The 17,834-nt window shown below is 70.3% G+C and carries 14 protein-coding genes; 9 read left to right on the top strand and 5 right to left on the bottom strand.

From position 1 onward, the window contains the following. Nucleotides 1–114 precede the first annotated feature (114 nt). On the top strand, nucleotides 115–552 hold the full coding sequence (locus C9992_RS12895) for an Rv3235 family protein (protein ID WP_106816029.1): 438 nt from the start codon (nucleotides 115–117) through the stop codon (nucleotides 550–552). A 62-nt stretch (nucleotides 553–614) separates the two neighbouring features. On the opposite strand, the gene C9992_RS12890 is transcribed toward C9992_RS12895, so the two are convergent. The 3 genes from C9992_RS12890 to secA all read right to left on the bottom strand — a co-directional run bounded on the left by C9992_RS12890 (nucleotide 615) and on the right by secA (nucleotide 5,167). Next, a complete protein-coding gene (locus C9992_RS12890) occupies nucleotides 615–971 on the bottom strand; it encodes a hypothetical protein (RefSeq protein WP_106816028.1) in 357 nt (118 codons plus the stop codon). 75 nt (nucleotides 972–1,046) lie between these two features. Then, nucleotides 1,047–2,273, bottom strand: coding sequence for a pyridoxal phosphate-dependent aminotransferase (locus C9992_RS12885; RefSeq protein WP_106816027.1), 1,227 nt, complete (start codon nucleotides 2,271–2,273; stop codon nucleotides 1,047–1,049). Between the two features lie 59 nt (nucleotides 2,274–2,332). After that, on the bottom strand, nucleotides 2,333–5,167 hold the full coding sequence (secA, locus tag C9992_RS12880) for a preprotein translocase subunit SecA (protein ID WP_106816026.1): 2,835 nt from the start codon (nucleotides 5,165–5,167) through the stop codon (nucleotides 2,333–2,335). Nucleotides 5,168–5,392: 225 nt separating this feature from the next. On the opposite strand from secA, the gene C9992_RS12875 reads away from it, so the two are divergent. The 8 genes from C9992_RS12875 (at nucleotide 5,393) to C9992_RS12840 (ending at nucleotide 16,188) form a co-directional block, all read left to right on the top strand. Beyond that, nucleotides 5,393–6,322, top strand: a complete 930-nt coding sequence (locus C9992_RS12875) for an efflux RND transporter periplasmic adaptor subunit (RefSeq protein ID WP_106816025.1) — start codon at nucleotides 5,393–5,395, stop codon at nucleotides 6,320–6,322. Beyond that, entirely contained in the window at nucleotides 6,319–7,173 is an 855-nt protein-coding gene (locus C9992_RS12870) for an ABC transporter ATP-binding protein (RefSeq protein ID WP_106816229.1), read from the top strand. The genes C9992_RS12875 and C9992_RS12870 overlap by 4 nt, the downstream gene beginning before the upstream one ends. Beyond that, the gene (locus tag C9992_RS12865) at nucleotides 7,170–8,381 is read left to right on the top strand and encodes an ABC transporter permease (RefSeq protein WP_106816024.1); all 1,212 of its coding nucleotides are present in this window, start codon (nucleotides 7,170–7,172) and stop codon (nucleotides 8,379–8,381) included. Before C9992_RS12870 ends, C9992_RS12865 begins: the two co-directional genes overlap by 4 nt. Before the next feature lie 33 nt (nucleotides 8,382–8,414). Then, complete coding sequence (locus C9992_RS12860; RefSeq protein ID WP_106816023.1) at nucleotides 8,415–9,014, top strand: PadR family transcriptional regulator; 600 nt, start codon at nucleotides 8,415–8,417, stop codon at nucleotides 9,012–9,014. Next, nucleotides 9,011–9,745, top strand: a complete 735-nt coding sequence (locus C9992_RS12855; protein ID WP_200826327.1) for an ABC transporter ATP-binding protein — start codon at nucleotides 9,011–9,013, stop codon at nucleotides 9,743–9,745. The genes C9992_RS12860 and C9992_RS12855 overlap by 4 nt, the downstream gene beginning before the upstream one ends. A 131-nt stretch (nucleotides 9,746–9,876) precedes the next feature. Further along, complete coding sequence (locus C9992_RS12850; protein ID WP_235008222.1) at nucleotides 9,877–12,612, top strand: FtsX-like permease family protein; 2,736 nt, start codon at nucleotides 9,877–9,879, stop codon at nucleotides 12,610–12,612. A gap of 317 nt (nucleotides 12,613–12,929) precedes the next feature. Next, entirely contained in the window at nucleotides 12,930–14,708 is a 1,779-nt protein-coding gene (locus C9992_RS12845; protein ID WP_106816227.1) for a DEAD/DEAH box helicase, read from the top strand. A 115-nt stretch (nucleotides 14,709–14,823) separates the two neighbouring features. Further along, entirely contained in the window at nucleotides 14,824–16,188 is a 1,365-nt protein-coding gene (locus C9992_RS12840; RefSeq protein WP_106816021.1) for a coiled-coil domain-containing protein, read from the top strand. Nucleotides 16,189–16,263: 75 nt separating this feature from the next. Here C9992_RS12840 and hpf read toward each other — a convergent pair whose 3' ends face one another. Next, nucleotides 16,264–16,923: a ribosome hibernation-promoting factor, HPF/YfiA family gene (hpf, locus tag C9992_RS12835; protein ID WP_106816020.1), complete on the bottom strand. Its 660-nt coding sequence runs from the start codon at nucleotides 16,921–16,923 to the stop codon at nucleotides 16,264–16,266. Between the two features lie 120 nt (nucleotides 16,924–17,043). Beyond that, on the bottom strand, nucleotides 17,044–17,763 hold the full coding sequence (locus C9992_RS12830; protein WP_106816019.1) for a phosphoribosyltransferase family protein: 720 nt from the start codon (nucleotides 17,761–17,763) through the stop codon (nucleotides 17,044–17,046). Nucleotides 17,764–17,834: the final 71 nt, after the last annotated feature.

Raw genomic sequence — 17,834 nt, 5'->3', positions numbered from 1 at the left:
CGAGTTATCCACAATTCACGAATCCGTAGTTTCCTGGGAGTTCGCCGTGTGCTGTACTGTCCGGAAGACAATCCCTGATGCAGACGAGAATCCCCCACGTCGAGATAGGCTCCCATGGCAATGACGCCCGCGGGCACGGCCCGCGTCTCCCCCGGATCCCGCTCCGCGGATCTGGCCGACTTCTTCGCCCCGCAGCGCACCTCGTCCACCGCGCTGCCCGCCCCCGAGCCGTTCCTCCGGAACCTCACCGTGGGCGTGCTCGAGGTCTTCGCGGGCGTGCGAGAGGTGGACCAGCTGGCGCGCTGGCTCACCGAGGACGCGTATCGCCGACTCGTCACCCGTGCCAACCTCGCCGCGCGCGCCCGCAGCGCACGCGGTGTCGCCGCTCGGCGGCCCGTGCACGCCATCCTGTCCGTGCACGAGTCCTCGCCGGCCGACGGGATCGTCGAGGCCGTCGTCGTCGTGCGCGGTCCTGCACGCACACGCGCGTTGGCGGTGCGCTTGGAGGGCATGGACCGCCGCTGGCGCGCGACGTCGCTCGCCCTGCTGTAGCCGGCCGACCCCGCCCCGGGGGCAGGGCGACGGGTCGATGCCGGCCGTGTCGCCGCCTCGCGTCAGTCTCCGGCATCCTTGTCGATGAGCTCCAGGAGCGAACGCAGCGCATCGCGGATCTCGTAATGGTCGTACTGGCCTGCCCGGCTCTCGGCCGAGATCACGCCGGACCGGTGGATCTTCTTGAAGTCACCGACCGGGAACGAGTACGCCTGCTTGGTCTCGTCGTTCTCGCGGCGGTCGACGCCCAGGTGCCAGTGGGAGTACTCGGTCCATCCTTCTCGCTCGATGAACTCGTTCTCCTCCGCGGCGGTGGGGGCGGCTTCGGACCAATCGTCGCGTTCATCGCGCACGACCTTGCCGTCCCGAATGAGCGCTCGCGCATGGCGCAGCGCCGGCTGGTTCAGTTCGATGGACATGCCGCGAGGCTACGACCGGCCGCCCGCCTGCCGGCAGGCCCTTGACGGATGCCGCGGCCTACGGCACGCTTCGGCTCACTGCTTGTACGACGACAGGAAGTTACCCAGCCGTTCGACGGCCTCCGAGAGCACCCGGGCCTCGGGGAGCGTGACGATGCGCACGTGGTCGGGGGTCGGCCAGTTGAAGCCCGTCCCCTGTACCAGCAGGACGTGCTCGGCCACCAGGAAGTCGTACACCAGCTTGGCGTCGTCGCGGATCTCGTAGACCTCGGGATCCAGTCGCGGGAACGCGTACAGCGCACCCTGCGGCTTGTGGCACGTCACACCGGGAATGCGCTCGAGCCCTTCCCACGCCGCATCCCGCTGCTCGTGGAGACGCCCGTCTGGGGCGATCAGCGCGTCGATCGACTGCACCCCCGACAGGGCGGCCTGGACCGCGTGCTGTGCCGGGACGTTCGGGCACAGTCGGGTGGACGCAAGGAGCTGGATGCCTTCGAGGAAGCCCGCCGCATGCTTCTTCGGTCCGGTGATCACGAGCCAACCAGACCGGTACCCGGCGACGCGATAGGTCTTGGACAGGCCGTTGAACGTGAGGCACAGCATGTCGGGCGCGAGGGTGGCCAGCGGGATGTGCTGGGCGTCGTCGTAGAGGATCCGGTCGTAGATCTCGTCCGAGAGCAGCAGCAGCGAGTTCTCGCGGGCGATCTCGACGATGCCCTCCAGCACGGACCGCGAGTAGACCGCCCCGGTGGGGTTGTTCGGGTTGATGACGACGATCGCCTTGGTTCGCGGCGTGACCTTCGCCCGGATGTCGTCGAGGTCGGGCTGCCAGCCGTCGTCGGGGTCGCACCGGTAATGCACCGGGGTACCGCCGGCGAGGCTCGTCATGGCCGTCCAGAGCGGATAGTCCGGCGCGGGGATCAGGACCTCGTCACCCTCGTCGAGCAGGGCCTGCATCGTCATCGTGATGAGCTCGGACACACCGTTGCCGAGGTAGACGTCGTCCGGATCGAACTGCGGGAATCCGGGAACCTGCTCGTACCGCGAGACGACGGCACGCCGCGCCGACATGATGCCCTTGCTGTCGCTGTACCCATGCGCGTGGGGCACCGCCTCGATCATGTCGCGCACGATCTGGAACGGGGCCTCGAAGCCGAAGACCGCGGGATTCCCGGTGTTCAGCTTGAGGATCGTGTGTCCCTCGTCCTCCAGCCGGTCGGCCTCGGCCAGTGCTGCCCCGCGGATCTCGTAGAGAACGTTCTGGAGTTTGCTCGACTGATCGAGGGGGCGCAGTGGACTCATCGCTTCAGGATATCCGCGAGCCCCGGCGGCCAATCGACCGCCGGTGGCCCGGGACCTGACTACTTGCGCTTGTCGGCGGCGCGGCGCTGAGCGCGGTTGAGCGGGGCCTGCTGCGGCGCCGGGCCGGCGGCATCCGTCCGCTGGCCGAAGGCACCGCGCTGCGGCTCGGCTGCGGGGGCCTGCTGCGGCGCTGGGGTCGCGGCGGCAGCGGCCGCCGCCTGACGCAGCCGCGACGTCGCCGCCTGCTGCACCTGACCCCGGTCGTTGCGCACCTCGACCTCGCCGGCATCGTTGGATGCCGAGTACTGCAGGCGCTGACCCTCGACGGGCTGGGCGCCGAGCCCCTTCGCCTCGACCTGCGTGACCTGCTCTGCTCCGGCCTCGCCCTGACGACGCACTTCGACCTCGAGGTTGTAGAGGTAGCCGACCGACTCCTCCTTGATCTGCCCCATCATCGCCTGGAACATCTGGTACCCCTCGCGCTGGTACTCGATGAGCGGGTCGCGCTGGGCCATGGCCCGCAGGCCGATGCCGTCCTTGAGGTAGTCCATCTCGTAGAGGTGGTCGCGCCACCGGCGGTCGAGCACCTGCAGCACGACACGACGCTCGAGCTCGCGGGTCGCGGCCTCGCCGAGCGATTCCTCGCGCTTCTGGTACGCGATGCGGGCGTCCGACAGGATCTCGCGCTTGAGGCCCTCCGCGGTGATCCCGCCCTTGCGGCCGGCGGCCTCGGCCACGACCTCGTCGATCGTGACACCGACCGGGTACAGCGTCTTCAGCTCGGTCCAGAGGGCATCGAAGTCCCAGTTCTCGCTGTGGCCCGACCCGGTGTGGTCGTCGATGACGGCGTTGATCGCATCCTCGATGAAGTGCTGGACGCGGTCGGCGATGTCATCGCCCTGCAGGATGTGCCGGCGGTCGGAGTAGATCGCCTCGCGCTGGCGGTTGAGCACGTCGTCGTACTTCAGCACGTTCTTGCGGATCTCGGCGTTGCGCGCCTCGACCTGACTCTGCGCCGACTTGATCGCACGGGTCACCATGCCCGACTCGATCGCCACGTCGTCGGGGAAGTTCGTGCGGGCGATGATTGCCTCGGCCGCCCCCGACTGGAACAGCCGCATGAGGTCGTCGGTGAGTGAGAGGTAGAAGCGGCTCTCACCGGGGTCGCCCTGACGCCCCGAGCGACCGCGCAGCTGGTTGTCGATGCGGCGCGATTCGTGCCGCTCGGTGCCGAGCACGTAGAGGCCGCCGGCCTCGACGACCTTCGCCCCCTCCTCGGCGACGCGATCACGCACCGCCTCGTACACGGCATCCCACTCGGCCTCGTACTCCTCGGGTGTCTCGACCGGGTCGAGCCCCTTGGCCTTCATCTCCTGCACCGCCAGGAACTCGGCGTTGCCGCCGAGCATGATGTCGGTGCCACGGCCGGCCATGTTGGTCGCGACGGTCACCGCACCCAGCCGTCCCGCGCGGGCGACGATCTCGGCCTCGCGAGCGTGGTTCTTGGCGTTGAGGACCTCGTGCTTGATGCCCTTCTTGGCGAGCAGTCGCGAGAGGTATTCGCTCTTCTCCACGCTCACCGTGCCGACGAGCACCGGCTGCCCGGTCTCGTGACGCCGCGCGATGTCCTCCACGACCTGCGCGAACTTCGCCGCCTCGTTCTTGTAGACGAGGTCGGGCTGGTCCTTGCGGATCATCGGCTTGTTGGTGGGGATCGGCACCACGCCGAGCTGGTACGTCGACATGAACTCGGCGGCCTCGGTCTCGGCCGTACCGGTCATGCCCGCCAGCTTCTCGTACAGGCGGAAGTAGTTCTGCAGCGTGACGGTGGCGAGCGTCTGGTTCTCGGCCTTGACCGGCACGCCCTCCTTCGCCTCGATGGCCTGGTGGATGCCCTCGTTGTAGCGCCGACCGACCAGGATGCGCCCGGTGTGCTCGTCGACGATCATGACCTCGTCGTTCATCACGACGTAGTCCGTGTCGCGCTTGAACAGCGCCAGCGCCTTGATGGAGTTGTTGAGGAACGAGATCAGCGGCGTGTTGGCCGACTCGTACAGGTTGTCGATGCCGAGGTAGTCCTCGACCTTCTCGATGCCGGGCTCCAGCACGCCGATCGTGCGCTTCTTCTCGTCGACCTCGTAGTCCACGCCTGCCTCGAGGGTCTTCGCGATCTTCGCGAACTCGACGAACCAGCGGTTGGCCTCTCCCGACGAGGGCCCCGAGATGATCAGCGGGGTGCGCGCCTCGTCGATGAGGATCGAGTCGACCTCGTCGACGATCGCGAAGAAGTGGCCGCGCTGGACGAGGTCCTCCTTGCGCCACGCCATGTTGTCGCGCAGGTAGTCGAACCCGAACTCGTTGTTGGTGCCGTAGGTGATGTCGGCGTTGTACTGCTCGCGGCGCACCTCGGGCGTCTGGCCGGAGACGATCGTGCCGGTCGTCATGCCCAGCGCGCGGTAGATGCGACCCATGAGCTCGGACTGGTAGGACGCCAGGAAGTCGTTGACGGTGACGACGTGGACGCCCTTGCCGGCGATGGCGTTGAGGTACACCGGGAAGGCAGCGGTCAGCGTCTTGCCCTCACCGGTCTTCATCTCGGCGATGTTGCCCAGGTGCAGGGCGGCACCGCCCATGAGCTGGACGTCGTAGGCGCGCTGGCCGAGCGTGCGCTTGGCGGCCTCGCGCACGGCGGCGAACGCCTCGGGCATCAGCTGATCGAGGGTCTCGCCCGCCTCGTATCGGGCCCGGAGCTCCGCGGTCTCGCCGCGCAGTTCCTCGTCGGTGAGGTGCTCGTAATCCTCTTCCAGCGCACCGACTGCCTTCACGACCTGCTGAAGCCGCCGGAGAATGCGACCCTCACCGGCACGAAGCAGTTTCTCGAGGGGGTTGGCCACGGAGTTTCTCCATCTTCAGGCGTTCGGATCGGCGCCACGGCGCCGCTGCCGCCCGGGACGCATGGCCCCAGGCATACCTGCCTATGTTATCCACCCGTGACCTTGGTGTGCGCTGGGTGCACGCGCACCGCGAGCCAGAACCGCGCGCATCGCACGACGGCGTATGCCGAGTATGCATATACTCGGTGACTACATACTCGGTATGCCCCGACGGAGAGGTGCGACATGGTGGTCTGGCGTCGATGGATCTTCCCGATCCTGATGGTGATCGTGCTGGGGGCCGCCGCAGCCTCCCTGGTGAAGATCGCCTTCTTCCCCGACTCCACTCCGGCCGCTGCCCTGCAGCCCTCCGCCCAGATCTCCGACCCGGTCGTCGCGGTCGAGCGCGGCGAGGTCGCCAATGCGCTGAGCCTTCCGGGGACCATCGCCCGGGACACCGCCTATCCGGTGCGCGCCGAGGTCGACGGCACCGTGACGGCGGTGCACGTGGGTGCGGGCCAGTCCGTCGCCGCCGGGCAGAAGCTGTTCACGATCAAGCAGACCGATCCGGTCAAGAACGTCGATGTGCTGGCCGCCGAGGCCGGCGAGGTGACCGAGCTGGCGGTGGTCAAGGGGCAGCCCGCGTCGATCGGCACAGAGCTCGCCACCCTCACGCCCGCGCGCTACCACGTGCAGGCGACCGTCGAGCCGGTCCAGCTGTACCGACTGCAGGGCGCGCCGACCGAGGGCTCGGTGACGATCCAGAACGGTCCCGCCCCGTTCACCTGCACGGGGCTGAAGGTCGAGGTCGCCGAGGATGGAACGACCACCGTCGCCTGCGCCGTGCCCGCCGATCAGACCGTCTTCGCGGGACTGCAGGCGCAGCTCGACATCGATCTGGGCACCGTCACGGACGTGCTGGTCGTACCCACCACCGCGGTCAAGGGCGGTGCCGGGTCAGGGGTGATCTGGGTCGACGACGGGTCGGGCGAGCTGGAGGAGCGCACGGTCGCCCTCGGGGTAAGTGACGGGACGCTCGTCGAGGTGACCGATGGGCTCGCCGAGGGAGACCAGGTGCGCCAGTACGTTCCGGGTGTCGCCGCAGCCGACGAGCCCGTCTGCTACGACGACGGCATGGGCGGCGAGTTCTGCGAGCCGGCGGGGTGGAGCTGGTGACCCTCGTCCGGCTCGAGGGCGTCGCGAAGCACGTCGTGCTTCCCGACGACACGCGCCTCGACATCCTGCGCGGCATCGACCTGGCCATCGACGCGGGCGACCACGTCGCGATCGTCGGACGCAGCGGGTCGGGCAAGTCCACGTTGCTGAATCTGCTCGGCATGCTCGACCGCCCGTCCGAGGGTGCTGTCTGGTTCCGAGGTGAGCCGGTGCGCAAGATGCGCCGCGGCCGGCTGGACCGGCTGCGCGGCCGCAACGTCGGCTTCGTGTTCCAGCAGTTCAACCTGCTGGCCGGTCGCAGCGCGCTGGAGAACGTCGAGATGCCCCTCGCCTACGCGTCGGGCCGAGCGTTCTGGTCGCGGCGGCGCACCGCCACCGAGATGCTGGAGCGAGTGGGACTCGGCCACCGCCTCGAGTCGACGCCCGAGCAGATGTCCGGAGGAGAGCAGCAGCGGGTGGCGATCGCACGGGCCCTGGTGCGCCGCCCCGCGCTGATCCTCGCCGACGAGCCCACCGGCGCACTCGATGTCGACACCGGCGGCCGGGTCATGGAGCTGCTCGATGAGATCGCCTCCGAGGCCGATGCGGCGCTGGTGACGATCACGCACGACCTGCACGTCGCAGCGCGCGCCCGGCGTCACTTCCGGCTCGACGCCGGAGTGCTCTCGCCGTTCGATCTCACGCAGCCGAGCTCCGGCGATCCGTCGGAGGCCGGCGAACCCGCGCTCGCCGCGAGCGTCGACGAGCTCGGCAGTCCTGCCCCGACGAGGAAGGATGCGCGGGATGCCGCGGCCGCGGCATCCGTCACGGCGGGCATCTCTGCGCAGAACCCGGTGGAGGTGCCGTCATGAGCGGGGTCGTCGGCGCGCTGGGCGAGGCATGGTCGGAGCTGCGTCACCACAAGCTCCGTGTGCTTCTGAGTCTCATCGGCATCGCGGTCTCGGTGGGTGCGCTCACCGCGGTCGTGGCGCTCAGCGAGTACCAGCAGCAGCAGATGGCGGAGCAGTCCGACCAGAGCGGCGGCCGTCCCGCCACACTCTCGGTCTCGGCATCCCGGACGGACGGCGCACCGATGGATTGGGCGGCCTTCGACGCGCATCTGGCTCGTGTGTCGGAGCGCTACGACTTCTCGCACATCTCACGCATCGTCGACCCGGTGCAGCTGCAGGTGCAGACGCCGGAGCAGGTGCGGCCGCTGATGGCCCGGCTGGTAGACCCGGCGTACCCGGTGATCCACCGCACTCCGCTGCTCGAGGGCCGCTGGTTCCTCGACACCGACACCGAGCTGCTCGCCCCGCCCGTCGTCATCTCCGAGGCGCTGTGGGACGTCTACGGCCGCCCCGACCTGGGTGCCGGCTTCGCGCTGCGCCTGACCGGCGACGCGGCCGGTTCGTACCCGGTGATCGGCGTCACGCCCCGGCAGTACGTCGGTGACGACGAGAAGCGCCTCACGATGATGTACGACTCCTACACCGCCCGCCGCGACGCGCTGCCGGCCGACGCGATGATCGCGTGGGAGCTGTGGGCGCCCGAAGACGGGGCCGCGGAGCTCGGCCCCGTATTGGCGGCGGATCTGCGCGCCGGCCTGGATGACGGCATGCAGGTCTCGGTCAGCCGCACGGACTGGGCGTCGCGTCCCGAGATGCAGAGCTCGAGCGCCACGTTCGAACTGGTGACGGGCGCCATCGCCCTGCTTGTGCTCGCGCTGGGCGGGCTGGGACTCGTCAACATCCAGCTCGTCGCCATGCGCCAGCGCATCCGCGAGATCGGCGTCCGGCGCAGCTTCGGTGCCACGCAGGGGCGCATCTTCTCGTCCGTGCTGCTCGAGAGCGTCGTCGCCACCGCGGTGGCCGGCGTGATCGGCATCGCGATCGCTGTGGCGGTGCTCAAGGCCCCGTTCGTGATGGAGATGTTCCAGGGCTTGCAGGACATCCCGCCGTTCCCGGTGCGCGCGGCCGTCACCGGGCTCATCGCGGCCGTCGCGATCGGTGCCCTCGCCGGCTTCATCCCCGCCCTCATGGCGGTCCGTTCCAACGTCATCGACGCGCTCCGCTTCTGAGTCCACCCACCCTCCCCGCCCGAAGGAGATCCCATGTCCGTCCGACAGAGCCTGCTGGCCATCCTCGATCAGGGGCCGTGCTACGGCTACCAGCTGCGCGCCGAGTTCGACCGGCGCACCGGGTCGACCTGGCCGTTGAACGTGGGGCAGATCTACAACACGCTGGATCGGCTCGAGCGCGACGGCCTCGTCGAGAAGGGCGATGTCGACGAGCACGGTCACGTCTACTGGCAGATCACGGATGCCGGATCCGCCGAGGTGCGCGGCTGGCTGGCCTCGCCCGTCCACCGCGCGCAGGGCACGCGGGACGAGCTGGCGATCAAGCTCGCCGTCGCGGCGACCCTGCCTGGGGTCGATGTGTCGGAGATCATCCAGACGCAGCGCCGCGCCTCGCTCGCGCAGCTGCAGGAGCTCAACCGTGCGAAGTACGCCGGCGCGAACCCGGACGGCCCCGAGGAGCTCGCGTGGGCCCTCGTCGTGGACTCGATGATCTTCGCCGCCGAAGCGGAGGTGCGTTGGCTGGATCATTCCGAGCAGCGCCTGGCCATGCATCCTGATCACGCGCTGGCGCTGGCGCTGTCCACCGACAAGCCGAAGCGCGGACGGCCGGCGAAAGCGGAGGCAGGCGCGTGAGTTCGCCGTCGGCTTCCGAGCCGGTGCTGCGCCTCATCGGCGTCACGCAGCAGTATGGCAGCGGCGCCACGGCCGTCTCCGCGCTGTCGGGCGTGGACTTCGAGGTGCGGCAGGGCGAGCTGGTCGCAGTGATGGGCCCGTCAGGATCCGGGAAATCCACCCTGCTGGCCATCGCCGGGGGGCTCACCACCCCGACGACCGGCGAGGTGGTCGTGGAGGGCTCGTACCTCAGCGAGCAGTCCCCGAAGCAGCTCGCACTGCTGCGGCGGCGCTCGCTGGGCTTCGTGTTCCAGGACTTCAACCTCATCCCGACGCTGACTGCGCTCGAGAACGTGACGCTTCCCCTCGAGCTCGACGGCTTCCGCCCGCCCATCGCACGGCGCGCGGGTCGCGACGCCCTCGCATCGGTCGGGCTGGCCGACAAGGGCGGCGTCTACCCTGACGATCTGTCAGGCGGTCAGCAGCAGCGCGTCGCGATCGCCCGTGCGGTCGTCGGCGGACGCCGTCTGATCCTCGCCGACGAGCCGACGGGCGCTCTGGACTCGGTGACGGGCGAGATGGTGCTGAAGATGCTGCGTGCGCGTGTGGATGCCGGGGCCGCCGGCATCCTCGTCACCCACGAGGCCCGCCATGCCGCTTTCGCCGACCGCATCGTCTTCCTCCGCGATGGCCGTATGGTCGATGAGACCCGGCGAGAGGGTGCGGAGGCGCTGCTGACGGGCGCACGATGACCGGCGCCCGGGGCATCCCGGCGGCTTTGGGGCGCGATGACCCCGAGCCGGGCTCACACCGCCGTGGCGTGGCCTGGCGACGATGGCGCGTCTCCGCACGGATGGCACGTCGCCAGGTGCGGCGCGCATGGGTGTCCAGCACCCTCGTCGCCACGCTCGTGGCTCTGCCGATCGCCGGCATGACGGCATTCCTCATCATCTCCATGAGCAGCATCGCCACGCCGGCGGAACGGGTCGTCGTGGAACTGGGACGGATGCAGGCATGGATCAAGCCGCTCGGCGTCCCCGACGCCGGGTTCTGGCAGGTGCCATCGGAGCCGGAGTGGAACGGCTACCCGATCGACGCCGATGGTGCCATGACGATCCCCGACGGGACGCCGATCCCGGATCCCACGACGGTTCTGCCGCCCGGAACGGACACGATCGCGCTGACCGAAGGCACCGCCACGGTGCGGACCCGTGCCGGCTCCGCGGTGGTCCCCGCATGGGCCGGCCCGGCTTGGGAGCCCCGATTCGAGGGCGCATTCACGATCGTCGCCGGCGAGCGCCCCGACGGCGAGCGTGAAGCGATGGCGACCCCTGCCGCGCTCGAGCGTCTCGGTGTCGGGCTGGGTGGGCAGCTGCACCTGACGGGGATCGCGGACCCCTACACCCTTGTCGGCACGCTCGAGGCGGCGACCCTCGCCGATGACGACGCCGCGGTCTTCCTCCCTTCCGCGGCACGCGCACACGTGGGGGGCGCGACGCGATGGTACCTCCCCGAGGACGAGCTGTCCTGGCCGCAGGTCCAGGAACTCAACGAGGACGGGGTCGTCGCATTCTCGCGAGAGGTCGTCCTCGACCCACCGCGGTTCACGAACAGGTTCTACTCCTCGCCCGCATCGACGGACAGGTGGGCGACGATGTGGCCGCTGGTGCTGCTGCTGACGGTTGCGGGACTCTTCGCCGGCTATGTCGTCGTGATGCTCGCGGGAGCGGCCTTCGCCGTCGCAGCCCGGCGCCAGCAGCGGTCACTCGCAGTCGCGGCCGGCGTCGGGGCCGATCGCGGCGACCTGTCCCGCATCATCCTGTTCCAGGGGGCCACGCTCGGTCTCGTCGGCGGCGCGGCCGGTGTCGGCGCCGGCGTGGGCTTCGCTGCGCTCGTCATGCTAGCGACCTCGGACGGCCGCGCCACGCAGTTCTGGGGCCTCCATGTGCCGTGGGAGCTGCTGGCGGCCGTGCTGGTGTTCGCCGTCGTCGTCGGTACGGTCTCCGCATGGATGCCCGCGCGCCGGGTCGCCCGCTCCGATGCCCTGCAGGCGCTGCGAGGCGCACGTCGTCCGCAGCGGCCCGTCGCCTCCCGGCCCGTGTGGGGATCGATTCTCCTGGCCGGAGGCGTCGCGATCACGCTCCTCAGCGCGCTGGCCGTCGCGACCATCAACGCCACGGACGCCGTCGGCTACGACTCGGCCTGGCGTTACATCCCCGCGTACGGGATCGTCGTCGGCCCCGTCCTCGCGCAGTTCGGCATCCTGATGTCCGGCCCGTGGATGCTGTCGATGTGCTCGCGGGGACTGTCGAAGCTCGGCACCGCCCCCAAGCTCGCGTCGAGGGATGCCGCCGCCAACCCCTCGCGCACCGTCCCGGCGTTCGCGGCGATCGCGGCGACCGTGTTCCTCGGCGTCTTCGCGCTCGGACAGTCCTCGATGCAGTCCGCCCAGACGGCGCGGCTGTGGTTCTATCAAGCCCCCGTCGGAAGCATCGCCGTCTCCATCTGGCCCGGTTCGGCCGCGACGACCGGAGCCCTCGCCGGCGACCAGGCAGAAGACGCGGCGAGTGCGGCGGTGCACCTGGCAGAAGACGCGGGCGCGGAGGATGTCGCGGTGCTCGCGCGCCAGCAGCTGATGTGGGTGTACCGCACCCCTGACGAGATCCCGGACGAGGCGGCCGTCTCCATCGCACGGCTTCCGGATCGATACCTCCTCGACCCCGAATCCGGCGCGTCCTTCACATCCCAGGGCCAGGACCCGAGCAACCCGATCACGGTGGTGGCGGCCGACCAGATCGAGACCGCGCTCGGCGTCGATCTGCCGGCATCCGAGCTGTACGCCTACCGGGCCGGTGCGGCGATCGTAGCGGACGGCCGGTTCGTGACGGACGGCGCGATCACGGTCGAGACGTATCGGGGCCTCGATCAGTACGAGGGCAGGGTGCCGGACAACATCTTCCATCGGCATCCGGATGCACCCAGATATGCCCGACCGGTGGCGTCTCAGCGGATCGACGCGATCACGGTCGCCGCGCCCCTGCAGTCCGTGATCATCGCCGTCACGCCCGAGACCGCCGAGCGCCTCGGCATGAGGCTCGCGCCTGAGCGCGTCGTGGCGACGACCCCTGAGCCGCTCACCCAGGAGGCCCGCGACCGGATGCAGAGCCGAGCGGAGGTCCTCAGCACGCCCGATTTCACACTCTCGCCGACAGTCGAGGGCGGTCCCCCCGGCGATGCCGTCTGGGTCGTGCCGCTGCTCACCGCCGTCTGCGTGCTCGTGCTCGGTGCGAGCGCCGTCGCACTGGGCCTGGCGAGGTTCGAACGACGCCCCGACGACGCGACGCTCGCCGCCGTCGGAGCGACGCGGTCGCTGCGCCGGCGCATCGGCTTCTGGCAGGGGCTGATCATCGCCGGCTTCGGTACGGCGGCCGGAGCGGTCACCGGCGTGCTCCCCGCCATCGGGTTCTCGATCCAGTCCGGTGGCACGCAGCGCGTGGACGACATCCCGTGGTGGCTGATCACCGGTCTGGTCTTGGCGCTTCCGCTGGCCATCGCCGTCGTGAACGGGATCGTTCCCCCGCGACATCCCGAGCTCACGCGCCGCACCGTCATCACGTGAGACGGATCGGCCCCAGCCGGACACTCTCCAGTGAAGGGCCCGCACCGGGTCGTTCATGAGAGGACGTGACATGACCCCCACCGTGCCCGCCGTCGACCCCGCCTCGATCGTGCTGCCGCCGACGCAGCCGGTCGACATCACCGAGCTCGCCGTCCAGAGCGTGCGGCCCCGCTGAGCCGGGCGCGCCGCCGCTGAGCCGGGCGCGGAGCGCTCGGGCGCACGGCATCCTGTCGCCTCCCAGGCGGGCCCCGCTACGCTGAACTGTGCACACCGACGCCGACCAGACCGAAACAGAGGCTCCGACCGAGCCCGCAGCGATGACCTTCTCCGACCTCGGGCTGAGCCAGCCCGTCCTCAAGGCGCTGAAGGACATCGGCTACGAGACCCCCTCGGCGATCCAGGCGGCGACCATCCCCACGCTCCTCGGCGGGCGTGACGTGGTGGGCATGGCGCAGACCGGAACCGGCAAGACGGCCGCGTTTGCGCTGCCGATCATCGACAGGCTCGATCTCAGCCAGAAGTCGCCGCAGGCTCTCGTCCTCGCGCCGACCCGTGAGCTCGCCCTGCAGGTCTGCGAAGCGTTCACGACCTACGCCGCGCACCTGAAGGACGTGCACATCCTTCCCGTCTACGGCGGTCAGGGCTACGGGGTGCAGCTGTCCGCCCTCCGGCGGGGCGTGCACATCGTCGTCGGCACGCCGGGGCGGATCATCGATCACCTCGAGAAGGGCACGCTGGACCTCTCCGAGCTGCAGTACCTCGTGCTCGACGAGGCGGACGAGATGCTGAAGATGGGCTTCGCCGAGGATGTCGAGACGATCCTCGCCGAGACGCCCGAGACGAAGCAGGTCGCGCTCTTCTCCGCGACGATGCCCGCGCAAATCCGCCGCATGTCGAAGCAGTACCTGCACGACCCCGAAGAGATCACGGTGAAGGCCAAGACGCAGACGTCGGCCAACATCACCCAGCGCTACCTCATCACCGCGTGGCAGCAGAAGATGGACGCGCTCACGCGCATCCTCGAGGTCGAGAACTTCGACGGGATGATCGTGTTCGGCCGCACCCGCAGCGTCACCGAGGAGATCGCCGAGAAGCTGCGGGCGCGCGGCTACTCGGCCGCCGCCATCAACGGCGACATCGCGCAGCCGCAGCGTGAGAAGACGGTCAACCAGCTGAAGTCCGGAAAGCTCGACATCCTGGTGGCCACCGACGTCGCCGCCCGCGGGCTCGACGTCGAGCGCGTGTCGCACGTCGTGAACTACGACATCCCGACGGATGCCGAGTCCTACGTCCACCGCATCGGCCGCACCGGCCGGGCGGGCCGATCGGGCGACGCCATCAGCTTCGTCACTCCGCGCGAGCGGGGTCTCGTGCGCATGATCGAGCGCGCCACGCGGCAGGAGCTCACCGAGATGCCGCTGCCCAGCGTCGACGAGGTGAACGAGACGCGCCTGTCGCGGTTCGACGACCGCATCACGGCGGCCCTGGACGAGGCCGAGCGCATCGAGCGCTTCCGCGACATCGTCGCGCACTACGTGCGGCATCACGATGTGCCCGAGGTGGATGTCGCGGCCGCACTGGCCGTCGTCGCTCAGGGCGAGACGCCGCTGCTGCTGGAGCCGGACCCCGAGCCCGCGCCCGCCCGCGAGCGCCGGGAGCGCCCGGAGCGTGGCGAGCGCCCCGAGCGCGGCGAGCGCCGCACGCCGCGTGAGGGCTTCGCGACGTACCGCATCAACGTGGGCAAGCGGCAGCGCGTCGAGCCGCGCCAGATCGTGGGCGCGCTGGCGAACGAGGGCGGCCTGCGCCGCGACGACTTCGGCGCGATCAAGATCATGCCCGACTTCTCGCTCGTCGAGCTGCCGGCGAACCTTCCCGCGGGGGCGCTGGACCGCCTGGCCGACACCCGCATCTCGGGGCAGCTCATCGAGCTGCGTCCCGACACCGGTCGCCCGCAGCGCCGCAAGGACGCTACGGGCGGTTCGTACCGCGACAGCCGCGGGTCCGGCGACCGGTATGCCGGCCGTTCGCAGTCGCGCGGCTCGTACGGCGACGACCGTCCGGCGCGCAAGCCCCGGCACAAGCGCGGCGACGGCTGACCCGTTCCCTCCGGCCTGGGCGCAGCCCTCGCGGACGGTCACGCCCTGCGCGAAAATCCCCCCGTCGCACCCGCCCGCCTCAGCCCGCTCCCAGTCAGCCCCGTAGGATCGATCCATGGCCGGATTCTGGGGCAGACGCAAGCGTGAACAGGAAGAGCTGACCGCGCAGGATGCCGACCTCGCACGGCGCGCGCAGCAGGCCCTCGTCGCCGCCGACGAGCGCATCCGCCTCACCGCCGACGAGCTCGTCTTCGCCGACGCGGAACTCGGCGCGGGGCCCACACAGGAGCTCCGCGAGGCGCTCGACGCGGTGCGCACGCACCTGCAGGAGGCCTTCCACCTGCACCAGCTCAACCACGACGAGATCCCCGACACCCCGGAAGAGCTGCGCACGCGCAACGCGCGCATCGTGCAGCTGTGCGAGTGGGCGGAAGACCTCCTCGACGACCGCACCGAGGCTCTCGCCGCCGCGATCGAGCGGGCGCGTCGGGCGCCGGAGATCATCGCGAAGGTGAGGGCGGATGCGGCGCGGCTGCGCCTGCGCATTCCCGACGCCCGCGCCACCGTCGAACGGCTCGCCGCGCGCTACTCCGCTCAAGCTCTCGCCCAGATCGATGCCAACCCGGCCGAGGCCGAGCAGCTGCTCGGATTCGCCGAGCACAGCGCCGGGGTCGCCGAGCGCCGGCGTGAGGCGGGCCAGCGTGAGCAGGCGAACATGGCGTTGGAGGCATCCGCCGAGTCCGTCCGCCGCGCCGAGACCCTCCTCGATGCCGTCGAGACGTTCGAGGTCGAGGCCCTGCGCGCCGAGTCGACGCTCGCGGCCATCGTCGAGGACTCCCGCAACGATCTCGTGGTGGCGCTCAAGGAGCCGCAGACGCCGGCGGTATCCGCTGCCATCGCCGAGCTGCAGGGTGCCCTTGCCGCCCTGCCCGCCGCGGGCGTCAACACCGATCCGTTCGAGCAGCTGACCCGCTTGCGCGAGGCGAACGCCGGACTGGACGCTGCGATCGCCGCCGCTCGCGAGCGCGCGGCTCGCCCGATCCCGCCGCTCGAGCACGTGCGGCACGCGATCGACGACGCCGACCGGCAGCTCGCGGTCTCACGGGACGTCATCGCCGGTCACCGTGGCTGGATCGGCGCCGACGCACGCACCCGGCTCGCCGAAGCCGAGCGGGTGCGCGCCGACCTCGACCGCTACCTCGGCGCCTCCGCGGCCGCCGCGACCTCCATCGACGAAGATCATCGCGAGCAGGCGTTCGCCATGGCGCGTCGCGCCGCATTCCTCGCCAGCGAGGCGCTGCAGCTGGCCCAGCGCGACATCGACGCCGCCCGCCCGCAGCCCGACCAGTGGGGCGCTCCCGGCTTCGGCCAGGGCTACGGTCCCGGTTACGGCGGTCGCCGCGGCGGCGGTTCCGACGTGATGGGCGGGATCCTCGGCGGCCTCGTCATCGGCAGCATCCTCGACGGCATCTTCGACTGAACACCACCGACGACAGCAGGAGGGTGCGGCCCCGGGGCCGCACCCTCCTCGTCTGTCACACCGACGCGCGGTGCTTCAGGATGCCAGCTCCTCCGGCTGCGCCTGCGTGGCCAGCGAGATCACGCCGTAGTCCCATCCCTTGCGGCGGTACACGACGCTCGGGTGGTCGGTGCGTGCGTCGATGAAGAGGAAGAAGTCGTGACCGACGAGTTCCATGCGGTCGACGGCCTCCTCGACCGACATCCACTCCGGCTGGAACTCCTTCGTGCGGATGACGACGGGCGTGTACCCCTCCTCCTCCTCGCTTCCGGTGACGATCGGGATCTCGCCGGTCGCGACGGCGCGGAGCACGTCGGCGGATGCCGGCTGCACGTCGATGCCCTGAAGAGCACCGCTCCCCTTCTCGAACTTGGCGCCGCGAGGGTGGTTGCGCGCGTCGACGCGCTTGTCCTTGGCGCGCCGTAGCTGCTCGCACAGCTTGTCGACGGCGAGATCCAGCGCGGTGAATTTGTCACCGTCGGTGGCCTCGGCCCGGATGACCGGACCCTTGCCGTTGACCGTCAGTTCGACTGTCTCGTCTTCCATGCGACCGTTGTGATACGCGCGGTGCGTGACCTTGACGTCGACGCGTTGCGCGCGGGGGGCGATGTTCCCGATGCGGACGGCCTTCTCCTCGACGACACTGCGGAAGCGATCCGTGATGCCCACTCCCACGCCGACGATGCTGGTTTCCATCCTGACCTCCTTGTTCCGGTCCTCCCGGCCAAGGGCGGACCATCAGTCGCCTTGTGCACCCCACGGTAGCCGGGCGTTCGGACTCTGTCACCTGTGAGTTTGGAATGCGTCGACGCCCGTTCACCTCCGCCCGGCGAAGCGGCGCGGAGTGGCCGCGACGGTCACTGCGGCCACGACATCCACCCCCGCGGCACGGAGCGCGCGCACCGCCTCCGACAGGCTCGCACCGGTCGTCACGACGTCGTCGACCACGATGACGCGCGGACCTTCGGCCCTACTCGCATGCGCCTCCGACGCGGCTGCCGAGCCCCTGGAGCGGGTGCGCACAGGGGTCCGCGCGACCAGGCTGGAGGCGACGTTCCGGCGGCGCGCGTCGCGGTCGAGACCGCGCTGATCGGCTGTCCGCCGCGCGTGACGCAGCAGTCGGCGGGGCCGCCGCCCGGCACGCCGGATGAGCAGCTCGGGCACGCGGAAGCCCCGGCGCCGGAACGCCGCCGGTGACGTCGGCATCGGCACCAGCTCCGCATCAGCCGCACCGGTCCGGGCGAGCGCCGCCGCGAGGGCGGGAGCCAGTGCCGTCGCCAGCATCGTGCGCCCGTCCTCCTTCAGTGCCCGCAGCACGCGCGCTGCCACGCCGTCGAACTCCAGTCCGCTCCACACCGGCACGTCGCCGACGGCGGTGCGGATCACCTGACGCTGCGGGTCGGGCGTGAGCGCGAGCGCACACCGCTCGCACAGGGCGACATCGGGTTCGTCGCATCCGGCGCATGAGACCGGCAGCAGAAGGGCGAGGGCGTCGGCGCACGCCTCGCGAACCGCCTTGGCGAATGTGCTGTCCACGGTGCCAGCCTCGCCGCACGGGTCCCCCTCCGGGGCGCGCCCATCTGGATCCGGGGACGATGACGCGACGG

Origin of the sequence: Microbacterium timonense, assembly GCF_900292075.1 — a bacterium.
Lineage (GTDB): Bacteria > Actinomycetota > Actinomycetes > Actinomycetales > Microbacteriaceae > Microbacterium > Microbacterium timonense.
Note: the sequence above shows the minus strand (reverse complement) of the source record. Positions and strands in the feature narration are given on the sequence as shown.